Raw genomic sequence first — 20,669 nt, 5'->3', positions numbered from 1 at the left:
CAGGGAGGCGTCTGGGTGCCTGGTGGCCCCCGCGGTCTTCAAAACCGACGTGGCCGAGCATCTCGGTCAGGCGGGTTCGATTCCCGTCCGCCTCCGCCAGGGCCGCTCACACACCAACTCCGGCCATCACACACCAACTGCAGTTGGTGTGCCGGCACCACAGTTGGTGTGTGAGCGGTGTGGATGGCCCGGCCGCTCAGCTTCGGACGTGGATCCGGCCATTGCCGGGGGTCGCTCGTCCGATGACCGCCGCCTCCAGGCCCTGCTCCCGCAGGTCCGCCACCGCCGCCGCGGCCCGCTCGGGCTCGGCGCCGAACAGCAGCCCGCCGGAGGTCTGGGCGTCGGCGAGCAGCACGACGTCGGTCTCGCTCACGCCGGGTGCGATGTCGAGCACCTCGCCCACCCACTCCCGGTTGCGTCGGGTGCCGCCGGGCACGATCCCGGCGTCGGCCTGCTCCCGGGCCCCCGGCAGCAGCGGCACGGCGTCGACGTGGACCTCCGCGTCCACCCCGGATGCGGAGGCCATCTTGCGCAGGTGGCCGAGCAGCCCGAACCCGGTGACGTCGGTGCAGCCGGTTGCGCCCGCGGCGATCGCCGCCGCCGCGGCGGCGGCGTTCGGCGCGCACATCGTGGCGACGGCGGCGTCGAGCAGGTCGCCGCTCGCCGTGCCCGCCTTCACCGCCGTGGTGGCGATCCCGACGCCCAGCGGCTTGGTGAGCACGAGCGCGTCGCCGGGGCGCAGGCCGGCGTTGGTGAGGATCCGGTCCGGGTGCACCTCGCCGACGACGGCGAGCCCGTACTTCGGCTCCGGGTCGTCGATGGAGTGGCCGCCGACCACGGCGAACCCGCACTCGCGGCCCACGTCCGCGCCGCCGGCGAGGACCTCGCCGAGCATCTCGGCCGGCAGGACCTCGTTCGGCCAGGCCACGATGTTGAGTGCGAACAGCGGGCGCCCGCCCATGGCGTAGACGTCGGAGACGGCGTTGGTGGCGGCGATGCGGCCCCAGGTGCGCGCGTCGTCGACGACCGGCGTGAAGAAGTCGGTGGTGGCGACGAGGGCGCGGTCGGCGTCGAGCCGCCAGACGGCCGCGTCGTCGCCGGTCTCGGTGCCGACCAGCAGGTCGGGGTGCGTGGCGGGGGTGACGGTGGCGAGGATCTCCGCGAGCCGGCCCGGGCCGATCTTGCAGCCGCAGCCGGCGCCGTGGCTGAAGCGGGTGAGCCGGTGGTCTCCGGCATGCTCGATAGCTGCATCCGTCACAGCCCGATCCTATGCGCGGTGACAGACTCTGGGCCGTGTCGAGCGCTGCCCCTGACCACCGCCGCCGCGTTCCCCGCACGGACGCGGTGCTCGCCGACCCCCGGATCGCCGCGGCCGCCGCCCGGCTGGGCCGCCCACTCGTCAAGCAGGCCGTGACGGCGGCGCAGCAGCGGGCCCGGGAAGGCGCCCTGCCGCCCGACGATGTCGTGGCCGCGGCCCTCGACGCGTTGCCGCCCGCCGCCACCACGCTGCGGCCGGTGCTCAACGCCACCGGCGTCGTGCTGCACACCAACCTCGGTCGCGCCCCGCTCGGCGATGCCGCCCGCGAGGCGCTCGCCGTCGCCGCCGGGAACTGCGACGTCGAGCTGGATCTCGCCACCGGCGCGCGTGGCCGCCGCGGCGCCGGCGTGGTCGACGCCCTGCGCGCCGCGGTGCCGGGCGCCGGTGGGGCGCACGTCGTCAACAACGGGGCCGCCGCCCTCGCGCTCGTCGCCGCGACGCTCGCCGCCGGCCGCGAGATCGTGGTCAGCCGGGGTGAGCTCGTGGAGATCGGCGACGGCTTCCGGATCCCGGACCTGGTCGAGGCCACCGGCGCGCGGCTGCGCGAGGTCGGCACCACGAACCGCACCCACCTCGCCGACTACGAGCGCGCGGTCGGACCGGACACCGCGTTCGTGCTCAAGGTGCACCCGTCGAACTTCACCGTCAGCGGGTTCACCAGCGCGGTCGGGCCCGCGCAGCTCGCCGGGCTCGGCGTGCCCGTGGTCGTCGACATCGGTTCGGGCCTTCTCACCCCGCACCCGCACCTGCCCGACGAGCCCGACGCCGCGGGCATGCTCGCCGCGGGCGCCGCGCTGGTGACGGCGTCGGGGGACAAGCTGCTCGGCGGCCCGCAGGCGGGTCTGGTCCTCGGTGACGCGGAGCTGGTCGAGCGGGTGCGCCGCTTCCCGCTCGCCCGCGCGATGCGGGTGGACAAGCTGACGCTCGCCGCCCTGGAGGCGACGCTGCGCGGGCCGGTGCCGCCGGTCCGGGCCGCCCTCGACGCGCCCGTGGCCGAGCTGCGGGCGCGCGCGGAGGCCCTCTCCGCCCGCCTGCGGGGGCTGGACGTGCGGGTCGTCGACTCGGAGGCGACGGTCGGCGGGGGCGGCGCCCCCGGCGTCACCCTGCCCAGCGCCGCGCTGTCGCTGCCCGAGCCCTACGCCGCGGCCCTGCGCGGTGGCGTGCCGGCCGTGCTGGGGCGGCTCGAGGGCGGTCGCTGCCTGCTCGACCTGCGTGCGCTCGCCCCCGCCGACGACGAGGCGCTCGCGGGGTGCGTCCGCGCCGCGCGGATCGAGTCGTGACGGCTCGGGTGGTGGCGACGGCGGGCCACGTCGACCACGGCAAGTCCACGCTGGTGCGCGCGTTGACCGGGATGGAGCCCGACCGCCTGGCCGAGGAGCGGCGCCGCGGCCTGACCATCGACCTCGGGTTCGCCTGGACCCGCCTGCCGTCCGGCACCGATCTCGCCTTCGTCGACGTCCCCGGGCACGAGCGGTTCGTGACGACGATGCTCGCCGGCGCCGGGCCCGTTCCCGCCGCGCTTGTGGTGGTGGCCGCCGACGAGGGCTGGATGCCGCAGTCGGGGGAGCACCTCGACGCGCTGGACGCCCTCGGGGTCGAGCACGGCCTGCTCGTCGTCACCCGGTGCGACCTGCTCGATCCGGAGCCGGCGCGGGAGGACGCGCTCGCCGAGCTCGCCGGGTCGTCGCTCCGCGACATCCCCGTGGTGGAGGTCTGCGCCACCCGCGGGGAGGGCCTCGACGCGTTGCGCGCCGCCCTGGACGGCCTGGTCGCCCGCATCCCCGAACCCGACCCCGGCGCCGACGTGCGGCTGTGGGTGGATCGGGCGTTCAGCATCCGGGGCGCCGGCACGGTCGTCACGGGCACCCTCGGTGCCGGCACCGTGCGGGTCGGCGACGAGCTGGAGCTCGGCGGCCGGCGGGTGCACGTCCGGGGGCTGCAGAGCCTCGGCACGCCGGTCGAGGCGGCCGGCGGGGTCGCGCGCGTCGCGGTGAACCTGCGCGGCATCCCGCGCGAGGCGGTCGCCCGCGGCGACGCGCTGCTCACCCCGGGCGCCTGGCTCGAGCCGGCCGAGTTCGACGTGGCGCTGCGCGGCGTGCGCGGCGCGGAGCTGGAGCCGCTGCCCCGCGAGGTGATGCTGCACGTCGGCTCGGCCGCGGTCACTGTGCACGTCCGCCCGCTGGGTGCGGGGTTCGCCCGGCTGCGTCCCGAACGACCGCTGCCGCTGCGGATCGGGGACCGGGCGGTGCTGCGCGACCCGGGCCGGCGCGCCGTCGTCGCGGGCGTCGTGGTGCTCGACGTCCTCCCGCCCGCGCTGCGCCGACGCGGGGCCGCGGCCCGCCGGGCCGTCGAGCTCGCCGAGCCCGGCGTGGGCACCGCGAGCGGTGAGCTGGGCCGCCGCGGCGCGGTCCGGGCCGTTGACCTGGAGGCCATGGGCGTGCCGCGGGCCGAGACCGACGCGGTGGCGCCCGCGGTCCGCGCGGACGGCTGGCTCGTCGCGCCCGCCCGCGCGAAGGAGGCGGTGTCCGCGCTCGCGGCGGCCGTCCGCGCCCACGACGCCGCCGAGCCCCTCGAGCCGGGGCTCACGATCGAGGCCGCCCGGCGGGCCGCGGACCTGCCCACACCAGGGCTGGTGGCCGCCGTGCTCGCCGCGATCCCGCCCGGCGAACGCGCAACCGCGCCCGAGTTGCGCGACGGCCGCGTCCACCTGGGGCGCAGCCGCGGGCTTCCCGAGCGGGTGCGCACGGCCATGGACGCGGTCCGCGGCGACCTCACCGCGAACCCCTTCCACGCCCCCGAGGCCGGCCGGCTCGCCGACCTCGGCCTCGGCACCCGCGAGCTGGCCGCGCTCGTCCGAGCCGGTGAGCTGGTGACGATCGCCGACGGTGTCGTGCTGCTGCCCGACGCGCCGGACCGCGCGGTGGACCTGCTGCGGGCGGTCGGGCCCGCGTTCACCCTGAGCGAGGCGCGTCAGGCCCTCGGCACCACCCGCCGGGTCGCGGTGCCGCTGCTGGAGCACCTCGCGCGCACCGGTCGCACGGAACGCACGGACGACGTGACGCACCGCCTCCGCTGACGGAGCCGATCAGGCAGGGGCCTTCGACCCGCTGAAGATGCTCGCGATGTCGGAGGCGAACGACTTGGCCACGACCGCCCGCTTGACCTTCATCGTGGGTGTCATCTCGCCACCGGCCTCGGTGAAGTCGACCGGGAGGATGCGGAACTCGCGGATCTGCTCCGCGCGCGACACCGCCTGGTTCGCGTCCTCGACCGCCGTCGCGATCTCCGCGCGCAGGTCCGGGTCGTCGACGAGGTCGGCGACGGCCGTGCCCGCCGGCTTGCCGGCGCGCTCGAGCCAGCCGGGGAGGGCCTCGGCGTCGATCGTGACGAGCGCACCGATGAACGGCTGCCCGTCGCCGACGACCATGCACTGGCTGACCAGCGCGTTGGCCCGCAGCCGGTCCTCCAGCACGGCGGGCGCGACGTTCTTGCCCCCGGCAGTCACGATCAGCTCCTTCTTCCGGCCGGTGATCCGCAGGAACCCGGCGTCGTCGAGCTCGCCGATGTCGCCGGTGTGGAACCAGCCGTCCTCGAGCGCCTCGGCGGTGGCGGCGTCGTTCTTCCAGTACCGGCGGAAGACGATCGGCCCCTCGACCAGCACCTCGCCGTCGTCGGCGATGCGGACGGAGTGGCCGGGCACCGGCCGCCCGACGGTGCCGATGCGCTGGGCGCCGAGGGCGTTGAGCGTGACGCCCGCCGTTGTCTCGGTGAGGCCGTAGCCCTCGAGGACCGGGAGCCCGATGCCGCGGAAGAAGTGACCGAGCCGCTCGCCCAGCGGCGCCGCGCCGGACACCGCCGCGACCACCTTCCCGCCGACGACGGCCCGCAGCTTGCCGTAGACCAGCCGGTCGAAGAGCGCGTGCCGCAGCCGCAGCGCGAGGCCCGGTCCGCCCGTGTCCCTGGCCTGGCTCCACGCGATGGCGGTGTCGGCGGCCAGGTCGAAGACGCGTCCCCTGCCGCCGTCGTGGGCGCGCTGGCGGGCGCTGTTGAAGACCTTCTCGAACACGCGCGGCGCGGAGAGGATGAACGTCGGCCGGAACGAGGCGAGGTCGGGCAGCAGTTGCTTCACGTCGGACGTGTGCCCCACCACCGTGCGCGTGTACAGGGCGCCGCACTGGATGACCTTGCCGAACACGTGCGCCAACGGCAGGAACAGCAGCACCGACCCGCGGTCGGACAGCAGCTCGGGCAGCATGCTGACGGTGCCCTTGACCTCGCTGACGAGGTTGCGGTGGGTCAGCTCGCAGCCCTTGGGCCGTCCCGTGGTGCCCGAGGTGTAGATCAGCGTGGCGAGGTCGTCGGCGCGCACGGCGGCGCTGCGGGCCTGCACCTCGTCGGCGGGGGTGTCGGCGCCGAGCGCGACGAGCTCCTCCACGGCGCCCCGCCCGCCGGTGGGCGGCTCGATCTGCCAGGCGTGCTTCAGGAGCGGATTGCCGGACCGCACGCTGTCGACGAGCACCGCGTGCTTGTCGGACTCGACCACCGCGGCCACCGCCTCCGAGTCGGACAGGACCCAGCTGATCTGCTCGGCCGACGACGTCTCGTAGATCGGGACGGTGGCCGCGCCCGTCGCGAGGATCGCGTAGTCGATCAGGCTCCACTCGTACCGGGTGCGGGAGAGCAGCACCACGCGGTCGCCGGGCCGCACCCCGGCAGCGACGAGCCCGCGGGCCACGGCGACGACCTCCTCCGCGAACTGCGCGCAGGTGACATCCGTCCACTCGCCCGGAGCGACCTGTCGCCGGTAGACGACCACCGGCCCGTGTTCCCGGGCGTTGGCGTAGACCGCGTCGAGGAGGTTCTCCTCGGCACCGACGCGGGCGGTGGCTGGAACGCTGTACTCGCGCACGGTCGTGACCTCCTGGCCGGCACTGGCTCCCGTTTCCCGAAACCTACCTCGCAGTACGCCTGGACGGCAGGACGCGTCACCGGACGGTTGATCCCTGTTGGATCTTCGTGGCCCGGGGGCCGGGCCGGCTGTCACAGCGATCAAGGGCAAAGGGCTGCTCGGCAGGGGCGATCAAGGGCAAATGGTCGCCCCCGGAGATCATTTGGCTACCATTTCGCCTTGATCGGCGAGCCGGTGCGCGTGTCACCACCCCTGGACCAACGCCACTAGGCTGGCGCGGTGCCGTCGGTCGACGTGGTGGACGAGACGTTCCTCGCCGTGCCACCCGCGGTGGTGGCCGCCGAGTTCGCGGTGCGAACCCGGTGGCCGCAGCTGTGGCCGGACCTCCACCTCGAGGTCATGACCGACCGCGGCGTGGCGGGCATCCGCTGGACGGTGCGGGGCGCGCTCGTCGGGAGCATGGAGGTGTGGCTCGAGCCGGTGCTGGACGGCACGCTGCTGCACTACTACCTGCGGGCCGACCCGGAGGGCCCGGACGGGCGGCCGCGGCCCGACCCGCCCCGGTGCTCCGCCGCGGAGGCGATGCGCCGGCAGCGTGCGGCGAAGGCCATCGCGTTCGCGTGCAAGGCGCGGCTCGAAGCGGGCCGGGAGCCGGGCGAGCCGCCACCGGTCCAGGACGGTCCTGAACCGCTCCGGCCGTAGCGAGCGGCGGCCGCCGCGCCGCACGCGGCGATGATCCGCGGGCGGCCGCTCTGTTCCGCCGGGAGCTGCTTGATCAGCGGATCGGTGCATCCACGGCCGTATGTGGCCGTATGTGGCCGCCGAGGCACCGCATCCGTGATCTTGCCTGCGAGACCGGCCTGCGGTGGCGCCGCGCGCCCACCCGGGCAGGCCCCGGCCTGCCCGCGATATGCCCGGGAGGGGCGGCCCCGCACGATGCGCGGCGCCACCGGAGGCCACCGACCACGAGCCGACACGAGATGCGCCGGCCACCCGGCGACGGCAGCGGACAGCAGATGCCCGAGATCACGGGTGCAGGCCGAGTTGTCCAGGGCGCTCCTGGCTCCGGGGTAGCGTGGATCTCATGCGCGTGCACGTGGTCTCCGATGTGCACGGCGCCTCGGATGCGCTCGCCCGGGCCGGCGACGGGGCCGATGCCCTCCTGGTGCTCGGCGACCTGGTCGACTACGTCGACTACCGCGACCCGACGGGCGGGATCCTCGGGCGCGTGCTCGGCCCCGAGGTCACCGCCGAGTTCGCCCGCCTGCGCACGTCGGGAGGGCGCGACACCCTGATCCGCTTCATCCGGGACGCGTGGGCGCGGGTCCCCGACGCGCCCGCCGTGGTGGAGGACGCCGTGCGGGAGCAGTACGACCGCCTCTTCGGCGCCCTCACCGCTCCCACCTACGCGATCCCCGGCAACGTCGACATGCCCCGGCTGTGGCCGCGCTACGCCCGCCCCGGGCTCACGTTCGCCGACGGCCGGGTGCTGGAGATCGGGGACCTGAGGTTCGGGTTCGTCGGCGGTGCACCGCTGCCGCCGGGTGTCGAGCCCCGTGCGGGCGGCCCGTGGACGCCGCACCTGCTGCGGGCGCCGGACTTCACGGCGGCCGTGAAGGCCCTCGATCGGGTGGACGTGCTCTGCAGCCACGTGCCGCCCGCCGTCCCCGAGCTCGCGTTCGACGTCGTCACGCGCCGGGCCGAGGCGTCCTCGGCGGCGCTGCTGGACGTCGTGCACCGGGACCGCCCGCGCGCAGCGTTCTTCGGGCACGTCCACCAGCCGCTCGCGCCCCGGGTACGGGTGGGGCGCACGGAGTGCGTCAACGTCGGGCACTTCCGCGCCACCGGCACTCCGTACGTGCTCCGGTACTGAACCCAGCGGTAACCTGCGCGCCATGGCCGACGCTACGACCTCCTCGATCACCATCACCGCGCCGCCGGACCGCGTGATGGCCGTGATCGCCGACTTCCCCGCCTACCCGGAGTGGGCCGAGCAGGTGAAGACGGTGGAGGTGCTGAGCAGCGACGGCGACGGGCGCGCCGAGCGGGTGCGCTTCACGATGGACGCCGGCCCGATCAAGGACTCCTACACGCTCGACTACAGCTGGGCGCCCGACGGCCGTTCGGTGAGCTGGACGCTGGTGAAGGGCCAGATCCAGAAGGCCCAGAACGGGTCCTACACCCTGGGCGGCTCGGCCGTGGAGACCACGGTGACCTACTCGCTGGCCGTCGACCTGAACATCCCGATGATCGGCATGCTGCGCCGCAAGGCGGAGAAGGTGATCATCGATACGGCACTCAAAGGGTTGAAGCGGCGGGTCGAGAGCGCCCCCGCCGACTAGCACCGCCCGATCCCGCGATTACCCTTCCGCGTCGTGCGCGTCGTCCTGTTCACCGGCAAGGGAGGCGTCGGCAAGACCACCCTCGCCGCGGCCACCGCCGCCCTCCTCGCGCGCTCCGGCCGCAAGGTGCTGGTGGTCTCCACCGACCCTGCGCACTCGCTCGGTGATGCCTTCGAGGCGGAGCTGGGTGGTGAGCCCACCGAGCTCGAGCCGGGCCTCTCCGCCGCGCACGTCGACACCCGGTCGCTGCTGGACGGTGCGTGGGCCCGGCTGCAGGAGCACCTCGGCACGCTGCTGGCCGGCGCCGGCGTCGACGAGCTGATGGCGGACGAGCTCACGGTGCTGCCCGGCGTCGAGGACCTGCTGGCCCTTGGTGAGGTGCGCCGCCTCGCCGAGAGCGGCCTGTGGGAGGTCGTGGTCGTCGACTGCGGGCCCACCGCGGAGACGCTGCGGCTGCTCGGCCTGCCCGAGGCGCTCTCGACCTACCTGGAGCGGCTGTTCCCGCCGCACCGCAGGGCCGTCCGCGGGCTGATCAGTGGCCTCGCCGCCGGGCGGGAGGCGCAGCCGGCGTGGGACCGGGCCGTGGGCGCGCTGGACGCCCTCGCCGGTGAGCTGCAGGGGCTGCACAGGCTGCTCGCCGACCAGGACTCCACGTCGATCCGGCTCGTCCTCACCCCGGAGCGGGTGGTGGCCGCCGAGACGCGCCGCACCCTCACCGCGCTGGCGCTGCACGGCCTGCGCGTCGACGGGCTGGTCGCCAACCGCCTCGTCCCCGAGGCGCCGTCGTCGCTGCGGGGGCCGGCCGGGCGCTGGCTGCGCGAGCGGTACGCCGACCAGGGCGCCGTGCTCGCCGAGCTGAAGGCGCTGCCGATACCGCTGCGCGCCGTGGAGCACACCGCGGCCGAACCGACCGGTCTGCCCGCGCTGCGGGAGCTCGCGAACGCCCTCTACGGCACCGACGACCCTGCCGCGCCGCCCGACGCGCCCGCCACCACGCTCCTCCAGGTGAACCGCACGGCAGGCAGCGGGACGTCCCTGGACTCGGCGTTCGAGCTGGTCCTGCGGCTGCCCGGGGTGTCGGCCGGGCCGGTGGACCTCGTCCGGCTCGACGACGACCTCGCCGTCACCACCGGCGGCACGCGACGGGTGATCGCGCTCCCGTCCGTGCTGCGCCGCTGCACCGTCACGGGCGCCCACGTCGCGGGTGACGACCTGTGCGTCGCGTTCGTCCCCGACCCCGAGGCCTGGCTACGGTGACCACCGCCGACGGCTGCGGCGGCCACGAGCGGATCGGGGAGGACCTTCGGGTGCTCGCCCTGTCCGCGCTCGACCGGATCGACCCGATGCTGGACCGGCTGCGGACCGAACCCGCGGGTGACGGGCCCGAGCAGTGCGCCGCGTGCCCGATCTGCGCCGTCATCGCCGCGCTGCGCGGGGAACGCCCCGAGCTCGCGGTGCGGCTGGCGGAGCAGGCCGCCGGGCTGGTGGCCGTCCTGCGGGCGGCGCTGGACCAGGGCACCCCCGCTCCCGCCCCCGCTCCCGACGCGCCCGAGCGGCCTCCCGCGCGTCGCGTGCAGCGGATCAGGGTGGAACGGCGAACCTCATGACGGGGCTGACCATCGGCGTCGACGTCGGGGGGACCAGCGTGCGGGCCGGGGTGGTCGACGCGCAGGGGAACGTCCACGACACCGCCCGCACCCCCACACCACGCAGCGAGGGCGCCCTGGAGGCCGCGCTCGCGGGCGTGGTCGGGGAGCTCGCGGCGCGGCACCGCATCGGGGCGGTCGGGCTGGCGCTCGCCGGGTTCGTCACGCCGGACCGCAGGGGTGTCCGGTTCGCCCCGCACCTGTCCTGGCGGGACGCGCCGGTCGCCGACCGGGTCGCGGAGCGGATCGGCCTGCCGGTCGTCGTCGAGCACGACGCGAACGCCGCCGCGCTCGCCGAGCGGCACTTCGGCGCCGCATCCGGGGCGGGCGTCGTGGTGTTCGTCGCGCTCGGCACCGGTATCGGCTCGGCCCTGCTGATCGACGGAGAGCTCTACCGGGGCGCGTTCGGGGTGGCGCCCGAGCTGGGGCACCTGCGGGTCGTGCCGGAGGGGCGGCCGTGCCCGTGCGGGAAGAACGGGTGCTGGGAGCGCTACTGCAGCGGAACGGCGCTGGCCACGACGGCCGTCGAGCTGCTCGCCCGCGACCCGGGCCGCTCACCGCTGCTGCGCCGCCTCGTGGCGGGGGATCCGGGCCGCGTCACCGGCCAGCGGGTGGCGGCCGCCGCGCGCGACGGCGACCCGGTGGCCTGCGCCGCCATGGACGAGCTCGCCCGCTGGCTCGGCGAGGGGCTCGCGCTCGTGGCCGACGTGTTCGACCCGGAGCTGGTGGTGATCGGCGGGGGAGTGTCCGGGTCGGCGCCGCTCTTCCTCGACGAGGCGCGCGAGCACTACGCGGCCACCGTGACGGGGGCGGGCCGGCGCCCGCTGGCCCGGATCCGCACCGCCCAGCTGGGCGAGGCGGCCGCCGTGGTGGGCGCGGCGCAGCTGGCTCGCGAGCTCGCCCACCGCGCCTGAGCCTCGGCTCAGATGACCGCGCCGTCGTCGTCGTCACCGTCGTCGCTGCGGCGTTCCGGGGGGTCGGGCCACAGCCGCAGCACCAACCAGCCCAGGCCGGACGCCAGCCCGACCAGGCCGAGCGGGAGGCCGTAGGGGGCCGGAACGCCCAGCCAGCCCGGCGAGACGACCAGCACGAGCCCGATGATGATCAGGGTGAGCCCGACGAGCGCGGGCGGGCCGAGGCGCGGCAGCGGCGGAGGCTCCGGCGGGATGAAGTGCTCGTCCTCGGGCAGCGGCGGGGGCGAGTACGAGCGCGGGGGCATCGGTGGTGCGGGCGGGGGTGCGGGCGGGAGCTCGTCGAGGCCGCTGGGTGCGGCGGCGGCCTTCGGAGCATCGTCGTCGCCCGGCCACTGGGGAACGTCCCCCTCGTTGCGCCAGAGCGCCACGATCGACTCGAACTCGTCGGGCGCCGCGCCGTCGGGCTGGGAGCGCTCGTCGGGATCGCGGTTCACGCGGCCTCCTCCCTCGGTGCGCACCGGCACGGCGAGACCACCATCCTGACACGGCGGCACCCCGAAGAGGGAAGAGTTCGGCCGCCCGTTGTGCTCAGTGCTTTCCGGCGGGGAGCACCAGATACCGTCGTGCCCGTTGTCGGCGGCTCGCGCGGCTCCGTAGGCTGGCGCAGTCGAGCTGGAGGGGGCACGCCCAGGTGCTGTACTGGTGGTCCAAGTTCGTGCTCCTCGGCCCGGTGCTGCGGCTGTTCTGCCGGCCCTCGGTCGAAGGGCTCGAGCACGTTCCCGAGAAGGGCGGGGCGATCCTGGCGAGCAACCACCTCGCCGTCGCCGACTCGTTCTTCCTGCCGTTGCTCGTGCCGCGCCGCATCACGTTCCTCGCCAAGCGCGAGTACTTCATCCAGCCCGGCCTCGTCGGGTGGCTCAAGAAGATCTTCTTCACCGGGGTGGGTCAGGTCCCGATCGACCGGTCCGGGGGATCGGCCGCGCAGGCGGCGATGGACACCGCCGTCCGGTTGCTGCGAGAGGGCAAGCTGCTCGGCATCTACCCCGAGGGCACCCGGTCCCCCGACGGGCGGCTCTACAAGGGCAAGACCGGCGTGGCGCGCATGACGCTCGAGGCGGACGTCCAGGTGGTCCCGGTCGCGATGATCGGCACCGACAAGGTCAACCCCATCGGCTCCCGGATCTGGCGGCCGCGCAAGGTGCGCATCAAGATCGGCCCCCCGTTGGACTTCTCCCGCTACGCCGGCATGGCGGGCGACCGGTTCATCGAGCGCTCGATGACCGACGAGATCATGTACGCCTTGATGGAGCTGACCGGCCAGACCTACGTCGATCTCTACGCGGCTTCGGTCAAGGAGAAGGCGGCGAAGGCCGCCGCCCCGGCCGCCCCGATCCCCACCGACGGCGAGGCCGAGGGCGAGGACGGCCGCGGCGCGAGCCGGGTCCCGGGCACCCGCGCGAGCTAGCCGAGGGTAGGCCGCGCCACACCTCTGTTGCGGCGAGTAATACCGTGCTGGCGTGGCGCGATGGTCGGGTGTGGGAGAGCCGGACGACCCGTTGCGCGCCGACGACGCGGTCGTCGGCGCCGAGCACGAGGACGTCCTCCTCGGTTCCGGCGCGGCGGACGAGGCCGAGCCGGACGTCCCCTACGCCTTGCCGGCGCCCGCGGATGCCGACGAGCACCCGACGTCCGTCGCACCGATGGACGACCAACCCACCATGGAGATCCCGGCCGTGGTGGGGCCCGCACCCGCGCCGCGCGGACGGTTCGCCCGGGTGGCGCCGTGGGCGGTGTTCGCGGCCGTCGCCGTGGTCGTGATCGCGGCGACGTCCACCTTCGCGGCCGTCCTGCAGGGCCCCACGGCCGAGCGGCAGAGCTTCACCGGGCTGATCCAGGTTCCGACGGCCACGGCCTCCGCGCCACCGCCGGCACAGGCCGCGCCGCCGCCGTCCCCCGAGGCCGAGCCCACGCCGGAACCCGAGAAGAAGCCGGAGCCGGCGGCACGGCCCACACAACGGCCGCGGGCCACCCGCGCCCCGGCCCCGCCGCCCCCGCCTGCCGCCGCCCTGAGGGCGCCCACCACCTCGGAGAAGAAGAAGTCCGACGAACCGCCTCCGACGTCGCCCGCGGCGGACTCCGCAGCCGCCGGTACGGCAGACGACGAGTCGGACAAGACGGCCGAGGACAGCGAGAAGACGGCCGAGAAGCCCGAGGCCGACAGCAAGGATGACTCGAAGGACGAGAGCGACTAGTTGCGGTGCCCCGGGTCGAGCCGCCCGCAGGGGAGCGAACGGCACGTTGACCCCCAGCGCCGCACATGCGGTGAGGATCGTCAACTAACCTCTCGACGTGCGGTTCTTCTACGACTGCGAGTTCATCGAGGACGGGACGACGATCGACCTGGTGTCGATCGGTGTGGTCGGGGAGGACGGCCGCGAGTTCTACGCGGTGTCCACCGAGTTCGACCCCACCCGGGCCGGGCCGTGGGTCCGGGCCAACGTGCTGCCCAAGCTCCCCTCACCGGCCGACTCGGCGTGGCGGTCGCGTACACGGCTGCGTGCCGACCTGCTGGAGTTCCTGACCGGGGCACCGGGTGACGTCGAGCTGTGGGCGTGGATCGCGGCGTACGACCACGTGGCGTTGTGCCAGCTGTGGGGGGCCATGCCCGCGCTGCCCCGCGCGCTGCCCCGCTTCACCCGGGAGCTGAGGCAGCGCTGGGAGGACGCCGGACGGCCACCGCTGCCGCCACCCACAGCCGATGCGCACGACGCGCTGGCCGACGCCAGGCTGAACCGCAGGCGCTGGGAGGCGATCGACGCGGCGGTGGCCGCCCGCTGACGGGCGCTCGGTCAGGTGAAGATGCTCACGCCGCCCGGGCCGACCAGCAGGCCCACGATGATGAGCACGATCCCCCAGATCAGCTGCTTGCGCAGGATCGCGAATACACCGGCGACGACGAGGACCACGGCGAGTATCCACAGCAGAGTGTTCATGCCATCGGTGGTTCCCGATCACCCATCGGTGGAATCGGTCTGAACGGGTGGTCGCCGAGGTGGTCATGCCCACGTTTCCGGCACGTTCTACCCTTGTCCCTCGTGAACTGGACGGTCGACGCACCGGTCGAGGTGCTGCCCGAGCTGCCCCCGCTGCCCCCGGATCTGCGGGCCCGGCTCGACGACGCCTTGGCGCGCCCGGCCGCGCAGCAGCCCGAGTGGCCCGACGCCGACCACGTCGCCCACGTCCGCACCGTGCTGGAGAGCGTGCCGCCGGTCACCCTGCCGCCGGAGGTGGACCGGCTGCGGGAGCGGCTCGCCGCCGTCGCCCGGGGTGAGGCGTTCCTGCTGCAGGGCGGCGACTGCGCCGAGACGTTCGTCGACAACACCGAGCCGCACATCCGGGCCGCGATCCGCACGCTGCTGCAGATGGCCATCGTGCTGACGTACGGCGCGTCGTTGCCCGTCGTGAAGGTCGGGCGGATCGCCGGGCAGTACGCCAAGCCGCGCAGCGCCCCGGTCGACGCGCTGGGCCTGCCGTCCTACCGCGGCGACATCGTCAACTCGCTCGTGGCCACGCCGGAGGCCCGGGTCCCCGACCCGTCGCGGATGGTGCGCGCGTACGCCAACGCGGGCGCGGCGATGAACCTGGTGCGCGCGCTCACGGCCACCGGCATGGCCGACCTGACGATGGTCCACGACTGGAACAAGGACTTCGTGCGCACCTCGCCCGCGGGGGAGCGGTTCGAGGACATCGCCACCGAGATCGAGCGCGCCGTGAACTTCATGCAGGCCTGCGGGGTGGACGACCACAACCTGCACAGCGTGGAGTTCTACGCCAGCCACGAGGCGCTGCTCCTCGACTACGAGCGCGCGATGCTGCGCCTGGACACCACCCGCCCCGAGCCGCGCCTCTACGATCTCTCGGCGCACTTCCTGTGGATCGGGGAGCGCACCCGCCAGCTCGACGGCGCCCACATCGCGCTCGCCGAGCTGATGTCCAACCCCATCGGGCTCAAGATCGGCCCCACCACCACGCCGGAGCTGGCCGTCGAGTACGTCGAGCGGCTCGACCCCCACGCCACGCCCGGCCGGCTCACGCTCGTGAGCCGCATGGGCAACGGGCGCGTCCGCGACGTGCTCCCGGCGATCGTGGAGAAGGTCGAAGCGTCCGGGCACAAGGTGATCTGGCAGTGCGACCCGATGCACGGCAACACGCACGAGTCCACCACCGGCTACAAGACGCGCCACTTCGACCGGATCGTCGACGAGGTGCAGGGCTTCTTCGAGGTGCACCGCGCGCTGGGCAGCCACCCGGGCGGCATCCACGTCGAGGTCACCGGGGAGGACGTCACCGAGTGCCTCGGCGGCGCGCAGGAGATCTCCGACGCCGACCTGTCCGGCCGCTACGAGACCGCCTGCGACCCGCGGCTGAACACCCAGCAGTCCCTCGAGCTCGCGTTCCTCGTGGCGGAGATGCTGCGCGGCTGACGACTGCCGTGGTCGACGGGCGGTCACAGGGTCTGGGTCTGTATGGGGGTGATGGACCCAACCCGACCACCCACCCGAGGCGACCGGTCGGGTACGGCGCGCCCACCGCAGCGGCCCCGGAGAATCGCCCGCTCCGCGCAGCGGTGCGACCCGTTGGCGACCTTCTCCCTTTGATCGCCGACCATCGGCCGGCGAACACCGTCGACCGGTTCTAGACCGTCACGAGCGTCACGGTCGTGCCTCGCTCGACCGTCGTGCCCGGGGACGGGCGCTGCTCGACCACCTGGCCGTCCCGGCGGCCGATGAACGGGATCGCGCTGCGGCCCTCCGCGTCGAGGTCGAGCTCGTCGAGGATGTCGGAGGCGTCGTCGAAGTCCTTGCCGACGACGTTCGGCACCTCGACCGAGTCCGACTCGCCGCTGCTCACCACGATCGTCACCCGCTCGCCGGCCTGCAGCGCGGTGCCCGCCTCCGGGTCGGTCCGGACGACGGTGCCCTCCGGCACCGAGTCGCTCTCGTCGGTGTCCTCCGAGTCGTGCACGGGGGTGAGCCCGGCGTCGCGAACGGCCCGCTCGGCGTCCGCGACCGGGGTGCCGGGCGCGATGTCGGGCACCGTCGGCGGTCCGGTCGAGACCGTGATCTGCACGGTGCTGCCGCGCAGCAGCTCCACCTGCGGGGACGGGTCGGTGGCGCTGACGAGGCCGTCGGCGACGTCATCGTCGTAGGTCTCGGTGACGCGTCCGACGAGATCGGCGTCGGAGAGCAGTTGCTGCGCCGCCGTGGCCTCCAGCCCCACCAGGCTCGGCATCGCCGTCCAGCGCCCGCTGCCCAGCCACCACGCCGTCACCCCGACGAGCAGCGCCAGGACGAGGACGATCGCCGTCCACACCGCGAAGGCTCTGCGGCTGCGCCGGCGGGCCCGCACGTGCGGTGGTGCGGGATCGTCGTCGGGGCGGGGGAGGAAACGGGTGCCCCGCGGCCCCGGAGCGGGCCCGGCGGCGCCCGTCGCCGTGGCCACCGCTGTGGTCCCTGCGGGGCCCGCAGCGAGCCGTTGCGGGCCCGCGGGCACGGTGTCCTGCTCCTCGACGGGGCGGGGAGGCGGCACCGGCAGGGGTACGCGCGGGACGTCCAGCCGCACGGCCACCCGGTGCAGCTCCGCGAGCATCGCGGCCGCGTCGTCCGGCCGGGCGCCGGGGTCGCGGCGGGTGGCGCGCAGCACGAGGTCGTCCAGCTCGGGGGGCACCTCGCCGGCGATCTGCGACGGCGGTGGCACGTCCGAGTTCACGTGCCGGTAGGCCACCGAGATCGCGGTGTCGCCGCTGTACGGCGGCGCCCCGGCGAGCAGCTCGTAGAGGAGGATCCCGGCGGCGTACACGTCGCTGCGGGTGTCCGCGTCGCCGGTGGCGACCTGCTCGGGGGAGAGGTACGCGACCGTCCCCATGATCATCCCGGCGGTGCTGGCGCCCGCCTGGGCGTTCGCGGTGACCAGCCCGAAGTCGGCGACCTTGACCTCGCCCGAGCGGCTGATCAGCACGTTCTCCGGCTTGACGTCACGGTGCACGAGGCCGAGCCGGTGAGCCGCCGCCAGGCCGGAGAGCACCTGCTCCATCACGGCGAACGCTGCCGGCACCCCGAGGGCGCCGCGCGCACGCAGGACGTCGCGCAGCGTGCCGCCCTCCACCAGCTCCATCACGAGGAACAGCAGCGGCCCGTCCATGCTGTTGCCGACGCCCACGCCGGTGCCGGCACCGCCCGCGACGGCGCCCTGGTCGTACACGTCGACGACATTGGGGTGATCGATGCGCGCCGCCGAACGGGCCTCGCGCTCGAGCCGGCCGCGGAACGCGGGATCCCCGGCGAGCCGGGGATCCATCACCTTGATCGCGACCGGCCGGTCGAGGCGCGTGTCGGTGCCCCGGTACACGATGGACATCCCGCCGCGGGCGAGCTGAGAGCCCACCCGGTAGCGCGCGTCGAGCAGCGCAGCAGGCGGGGCGTTCACGCGATGACGGTACCGTCGCGCCTTCCGCTTCTCCCACGCGGCGCGCCTGTGGCATCGTATCGCCCCGTGAACGAGGTTGTCGGGCTGTCGGCGGACATCGCGACCCTGCCCGTCGAGGAGGTCGCACAGCGACTGGGCCAACCGGTCTCCCGGGTCCATCAGCTCGTGCGGGACGGCCAGCTGCTGTCGTTCCGGCGCGAGGGAGAGGTCGTCGTCCCGTCCGATTTCATCGGTGACGACGGCGCGGTGATCAAGGGGCTGCCGGGCACCATCACCGTCCTGCGGGATGGTGGCTACGCAGATCCGGACATCCTGCGCTGGCTCTTCGCCGAGGACGACTCGCTGCCGGGCACGCCCGTGGCGTCCCTCCGGGCGGGCCGGCACCGGGAGGTCAAGCGGAGAGCCCAGGCCATGGCCTTCTGATGCGTCCTTCCGGCGCGCCCCCCGGCCTCAGGGCCGGGCGCGGGCCGCGAGTGCGCGCAGCAGACCCGGGAACGCCACCGCGAGCCGGGTGTGGCGGGGGACCGACACGCGCCGGTGCAGGACGTCGTAGTCGGCCGCCTCGATCTGGTCGAGGATGCCGCGGTAGAGGGTGAACGCGCAGGCCACGCACGCGCGGGACACCGGCTCGAGCATCCCGAGGCCCGGTGCGGCGCGGCGGTAGACCGCGCGGGTGTGCGCCACGAGGTGGGCCAGTGCGCGGCGCACGCGCGGGTCCGCCCGTCGGGTGCGCCGGCACCGGACCAGGAGGTCCCGGTCCACGCCGAACGCCGCGAGCTCCTCGGTGGGCAGGTAGACGCGGCCGCGGTCGAGGTCCTCGCCGACGTCGCGCAGGAAGTTGGTGAGCTGGAACGCCACGCCCAGCGCCGCGGCGGGCTCCTCGGCCTCCTCGCGGGGGACCGTGGTGCCCAGGACGGGCAGCATCAGGAGGCCGATCACCGCGGCCGAGCCGTGCACGTACCGGTCGAGGTCGTCGAAGGTGGCGTACTCGGTGACTTCGGTGTCCATCCGCATCGACGCGAGGAAGTCGGCGAAATGGGCGGGGTCGAGCGCGTACCTCTCGGCGGTGTCGGCCACGGCGGCGAGAACGGGGTTCCCGGCCCGCGTGCCGGCCAGGGCGCCGCTCAGCTGGGTGCCCAGCAGGTCGAGCCGGGCCGCCTTCTCGGCGGCGGGGCGGGTGTCGTCGAGGTCGTCGACGATCTCGTCGGCGTACCGCGCGAACCCGTAGAGCGCGTGCACCGCCGGCCGGCGCGCGGCGGGGAGCAGCCGGGTGGCGAGGAAGTACGTGCGACCGTGGTGGGCGTTGAGCTCCCGGCAGACGGTGTAGCCGGCCCGCAACGCCGGATCGGTGATCCCGGCGGCGTCGAGCTCAGCTCGTGCCGCGCCCGGCACCGTCGACGATGACCGAGCCCGAACCCGCCGACGACGTCGCCGGGACGGGAGCCGGGGACGGTTGCCGGGTGCGCCGCAGCACGCGGGTGCTGAGGCGCAGCGGGTCGTGCCGCACCAGCGACACCGCGGCGAGCACGGCGATGAGCGCCCACGCGATGAGGTAGGGCGGGTTGTAGAGGGCGTCCTCGCCGTTGGAGTAGTAGCAGATCGTCAGCATCACGGACGCGAACACGGTGATCTGCAGGCCGCGCACCGACCAGGCCGTGGCCGCGAGCAGCGCCATGCCCCAGCTGACGTACCACGGGAGCATCGCGGGGGAGAGCACGGCGGTGGCCATGAGCACCACGCCGGCGCGGCGCACGGCGTCCGGCCCGCCGTCGCGCGCCGCCCACCACTGCCGGACCGCGATGTAGACCAGCAGGATCCCGCCGAGCACGCGCGCGACGTTGATGAACGGCTGCTTCGGCACGTTGACGAGCGCGCTGAGCAGCGTGTGGGTGAACTCGCCCACCGCTGTGGGGAGCGACATCCAGTTCACGATCATCGACGGGGCGCTCAGGGCGGGCAGCCAGCCGAGCCCGACCCCCGCCGCGACCGAGCACGCGGCGAACACCACGACGAAGACGCTGAAACCCGCCCCGATCGCCTTCCCGATGCGCGCCCGCTGCGAGCCGGACATGTGCGCCGCCCACACGAGCACGAGGAACGGCAGCGCGATCACCGCGCTCGCCTTGACGGCCATGGCGAGCGTGACGAGGACGATGCCGAGGACGTGCCGGCCGCGCAGCGCGACCAGCGACCCCGCGGCGAGCAGGCCGACCACCAGCAGGTCGTTGTGGCCCCCGCCGACCATGTGGACGACGGTGACGGGGTTGGCGATGGCCACCCAGAGCGCCACCGACACCCGCCCGCCGAGCCGGCGGGTGAGCTCGGGCAGCGCCCACACGAACAGGAGCAGGCCCGGCAGCAGCGCGAGCCGCATCAGCACGACCCCGAGGATGATCGTGTCGCCGGTGATCCACGCGATGGCCTTCGCGATGAGGATGAACAGCGGCCCGTACGGCGCGGGGGTGTCCTGCCAGAAGTAGTGGACGTTGTCGGAGAACACCCCCGGCATCGCCTCGGGCCCCACCGCGTAGGGGTCGAAGCCGGCCAGCGGCAGTGCGCCCTGCGCGAGGTAGCTGAAGATGTCGCGCGTGAACAGCGGCGGCGCCAGCAGCATCGGCGCCGTCCAGACGGCCGCCGTGGTGAGCACCGCGCGGCCGCGCGCCCGGTTGGCGAGCACCTCGCGACCCAGGCGGACCCATGCCCAGATCATCAGGCCGACGCCGGCGTACATCAGGACGTTCGCGATGTCGCGGCCGTGGCCGTACCGCCAGAAGCCGACCGGCGAGTTCGTGAGCAGCGGATCGTGGATCAGCACGCCGCCCGCGCCGAACCCGCCGATGAGCAGCATCAGCGAGGCGGCGAGGCCCATGAGCAGCGGCCCGCGGGCCGGGCTGCCGAACCGATCGCGCCACGATCCCCGCAGGGCGGGACGGGCTTCGACGGGGGGCGGCGCGTCGAGGATGTCGTGCGCGCCGTCCGGCGCGGCTGCGCGTTCCGCTGCCGTGTCGGGGAGCGTCGACCCGTCGACCGGTGATGGTGGCTTCATGACGCGAT

The 20,669-nt window shown here is 74.6% G+C and carries 20 protein-coding genes and 1 tRNA gene; 14 read left to right on the top strand and 7 right to left on the bottom strand.

The genetic code is table 11. The annotated features are described in order from the left end of the window. Positions 1 to 3: 3 nt before the first annotated feature. Positions 4 to 99 (top strand) — tRNA-Sec (locus tag ACU436_RS33875). A gap of 97 nt (positions 100 to 196) precedes the next feature. Here ACU436_RS33875 and selD read toward each other — a convergent pair. After that, positions 197 to 1,243 carry a selenide, water dikinase SelD gene (gene selD, locus ACU436_RS33870; RefSeq protein WP_459031145.1) on the bottom strand — a complete coding sequence of 349 codons (1,047 nt, stop codon included), beginning with the start codon at positions 1,241 to 1,243 and terminating at the stop codon, positions 197 to 199. 50 nt (positions 1,244 to 1,293) lie between these two features. Between selD and selA the strand changes: the two genes are divergently transcribed. Together selA and selB are read left to right on the top strand one after the other, a co-directional pair. Beyond that, entirely contained in the window at positions 1,294 to 2,598 is a 1,305-nt protein-coding gene (gene selA, locus ACU436_RS33865) for an L-seryl-tRNA(Sec) selenium transferase (protein ID WP_459031126.1), read from the top strand. Continuing rightward, positions 2,595 to 4,394, top strand: a complete 1,800-nt coding sequence (gene selB / locus ACU436_RS33860; RefSeq protein ID WP_459031125.1) for a selenocysteine-specific translation elongation factor — start codon at positions 2,595 to 2,597, stop codon at positions 4,392 to 4,394. Before selA ends, selB begins: the two co-directional genes overlap by 4 nt. A 9-nt stretch (positions 4,395 to 4,403) precedes the next feature. On the opposite strand, the gene ACU436_RS33855 is transcribed toward selB, so the two are convergent. Then, positions 4,404 to 6,227, bottom strand: coding sequence for an AMP-dependent synthetase/ligase (locus ACU436_RS33855; RefSeq protein ID WP_459031124.1), 1,824 nt, complete (start codon positions 6,225 to 6,227; stop codon positions 4,404 to 4,406). Between the two features lie 279 nt (positions 6,228 to 6,506). On the opposite strand from ACU436_RS33855, the gene ACU436_RS33850 reads away from it, so the two are divergent. From ACU436_RS33850 to ACU436_RS33825, 6 genes are all read left to right on the top strand, one after another. Beyond that, positions 6,507 to 6,929 carry a polyketide cyclase / dehydrase and lipid transport gene (locus ACU436_RS33850; protein ID WP_459031123.1) on the top strand — a complete coding sequence of 141 codons (423 nt, stop codon included), beginning with the start codon at positions 6,507 to 6,509 and terminating at the stop codon, positions 6,927 to 6,929. Between the two features lie 382 nt (positions 6,930 to 7,311). Continuing rightward, positions 7,312 to 8,100, top strand: a complete 789-nt coding sequence (locus tag ACU436_RS33845; protein WP_459031122.1) for a metallophosphoesterase family protein — start codon at positions 7,312 to 7,314, stop codon at positions 8,098 to 8,100. Between the two features lie 22 nt (positions 8,101 to 8,122). Beyond that, positions 8,123 to 8,569, top strand: coding sequence for an SRPBCC family protein (locus ACU436_RS33840; RefSeq protein ID WP_459031121.1), 447 nt, complete (start codon positions 8,123 to 8,125; stop codon positions 8,567 to 8,569). Positions 8,570 to 8,602: 33 nt separating this feature from the next. Further along, positions 8,603 to 9,826, top strand: coding sequence for an ArsA family ATPase (locus tag ACU436_RS33835; RefSeq protein WP_459031120.1), 1,224 nt, complete (start codon positions 8,603 to 8,605; stop codon positions 9,824 to 9,826). Further along, positions 9,823 to 10,176 carry a hypothetical protein gene (locus tag ACU436_RS33830; RefSeq protein ID WP_459031119.1) on the top strand — a complete coding sequence of 118 codons (354 nt, stop codon included), beginning with the start codon at positions 9,823 to 9,825 and terminating at the stop codon, positions 10,174 to 10,176. The genes ACU436_RS33835 and ACU436_RS33830 overlap by 4 nt, the downstream gene beginning before the upstream one ends. Next, complete coding sequence (locus tag ACU436_RS33825; RefSeq protein ID WP_459031118.1) at positions 10,173 to 11,129, top strand: ROK family glucokinase; 957 nt, start codon at positions 10,173 to 10,175, stop codon at positions 11,127 to 11,129. The genes ACU436_RS33830 and ACU436_RS33825 overlap by 4 nt, the downstream gene beginning before the upstream one ends. Before the next feature lie 8 nt (positions 11,130 to 11,137). Here ACU436_RS33825 and ACU436_RS33820 read toward each other — a convergent pair whose 3' ends face one another. After that, a complete protein-coding gene (locus ACU436_RS33820; protein ID WP_459031117.1) occupies positions 11,138 to 11,623 on the bottom strand; it encodes a hypothetical protein in 486 nt (161 codons plus the stop codon). Positions 11,624 to 11,820: 197 nt separating this feature from the next. Here ACU436_RS33820 and ACU436_RS33815 point away from each other — a divergent pair, with 197 nt between their 5' ends. The 3 genes from ACU436_RS33815 to ACU436_RS33805 all read left to right on the top strand — a co-directional run bounded on the left by ACU436_RS33815 (position 11,821) and on the right by ACU436_RS33805 (position 13,967). Continuing rightward, complete coding sequence (locus ACU436_RS33815) at positions 11,821 to 12,594, top strand: lysophospholipid acyltransferase family protein (RefSeq protein WP_459031116.1); 774 nt, start codon at positions 11,821 to 11,823, stop codon at positions 12,592 to 12,594. 52 nt (positions 12,595 to 12,646) lie between these two features. Beyond that, on the top strand, positions 12,647 to 13,381 hold the full coding sequence (locus ACU436_RS33810; RefSeq protein ID WP_459031115.1) for a hypothetical protein: 735 nt from the start codon (positions 12,647 to 12,649) through the stop codon (positions 13,379 to 13,381). 97 nt (positions 13,382 to 13,478) lie between these two features. After that, entirely contained in the window at positions 13,479 to 13,967 is a 489-nt protein-coding gene (locus ACU436_RS33805; protein ID WP_459031114.1) for a polyadenylate-specific 3'-exoribonuclease AS, read from the top strand. An 11-nt stretch (positions 13,968 to 13,978) separates the two neighbouring features. On the opposite strand, the gene ACU436_RS33800 is transcribed toward ACU436_RS33805, so the two are convergent. Continuing rightward, complete coding sequence (locus ACU436_RS33800) at positions 13,979 to 14,122, bottom strand: GPGG-motif small membrane protein (protein ID WP_343944106.1); 144 nt, start codon at positions 14,120 to 14,122, stop codon at positions 13,979 to 13,981. 102 nt (positions 14,123 to 14,224) lie between these two features. On the opposite strand from ACU436_RS33800, the gene ACU436_RS33795 reads away from it, so the two are divergent. Beyond that, entirely contained in the window at positions 14,225 to 15,613 is a 1,389-nt protein-coding gene (locus ACU436_RS33795) for a class II 3-deoxy-7-phosphoheptulonate synthase (RefSeq protein ID WP_459031113.1), read from the top strand. A 211-nt stretch (positions 15,614 to 15,824) separates the two neighbouring features. Here the strand turns inward: ACU436_RS33795 and pknB are convergent, their stop codons facing one another. Continuing rightward, a complete protein-coding gene (gene pknB / locus ACU436_RS33790) occupies positions 15,825 to 17,615 on the bottom strand; it encodes a Stk1 family PASTA domain-containing Ser/Thr kinase (protein WP_459031112.1) in 1,791 nt (596 codons plus the stop codon). Between the two features lie 66 nt (positions 17,616 to 17,681). Here pknB and ACU436_RS33785 point away from each other — a divergent pair, with 66 nt between their 5' ends. Continuing rightward, the gene (locus ACU436_RS33785) at positions 17,682 to 18,038 is read left to right on the top strand and encodes an Rv2175c family DNA-binding protein (protein ID WP_459031111.1); all 357 of its coding nucleotides are present in this window, start codon (positions 17,682 to 17,684) and stop codon (positions 18,036 to 18,038) included. A gap of 27 nt (positions 18,039 to 18,065) precedes the next feature. On the opposite strand, the gene ACU436_RS33780 is transcribed toward ACU436_RS33785, so the two are convergent. Further along, on the bottom strand, positions 18,066 to 19,007 hold the full coding sequence (locus tag ACU436_RS33780) for a phytoene/squalene synthase family protein (RefSeq protein WP_459031110.1): 942 nt from the start codon (positions 19,005 to 19,007) through the stop codon (positions 18,066 to 18,068). Next, a complete protein-coding gene (mptB, locus tag ACU436_RS33775) occupies positions 18,985 to 20,661 on the bottom strand; it encodes a polyprenol phosphomannose-dependent alpha 1,6 mannosyltransferase MptB (RefSeq protein ID WP_459031109.1) in 1,677 nt (558 codons plus the stop codon). The genes ACU436_RS33780 and mptB overlap by 23 nt, the downstream gene beginning before the upstream one ends. Positions 20,662 to 20,669 lie beyond the last annotated feature (8 nt).

This window comes from Pseudonocardia wallangbongensis, from assembly GCF_054486945.1.
Note: the sequence above shows the minus strand (reverse complement) of the source record. Positions and strands in the feature narration are given on the sequence as shown.

Coding starts and splice junctions, on each gene's coding strand:
- ACU436_RS33800 (WP_343944106.1), bottom strand. CDS start 14,122: ATGAACACTCTGCTGTGGATACTCGCCGTGGTCCTCGTCGTCGCCGGT.
- ACU436_RS33845 (WP_459031122.1), top strand. CDS start 7,312: ATGCGCGTGCACGTGGTCTCCGATGTGCACGGCGCCTCGGATGCGCTC.
- ACU436_RS33825 (WP_459031118.1), top strand. CDS start 10,173: ATGACGGGGCTGACCATCGGCGTCGACGTCGGGGGGACCAGCGTGCGG.
- mptB (WP_459031109.1), bottom strand. CDS start 20,661: ATGAAGCCACCATCACCGGTCGACGGGTCGACGCTCCCCGACACGGCA.
- ACU436_RS33840 (WP_459031121.1), top strand. CDS start 8,123: ATGGCCGACGCTACGACCTCCTCGATCACCATCACCGCGCCGCCGGAC.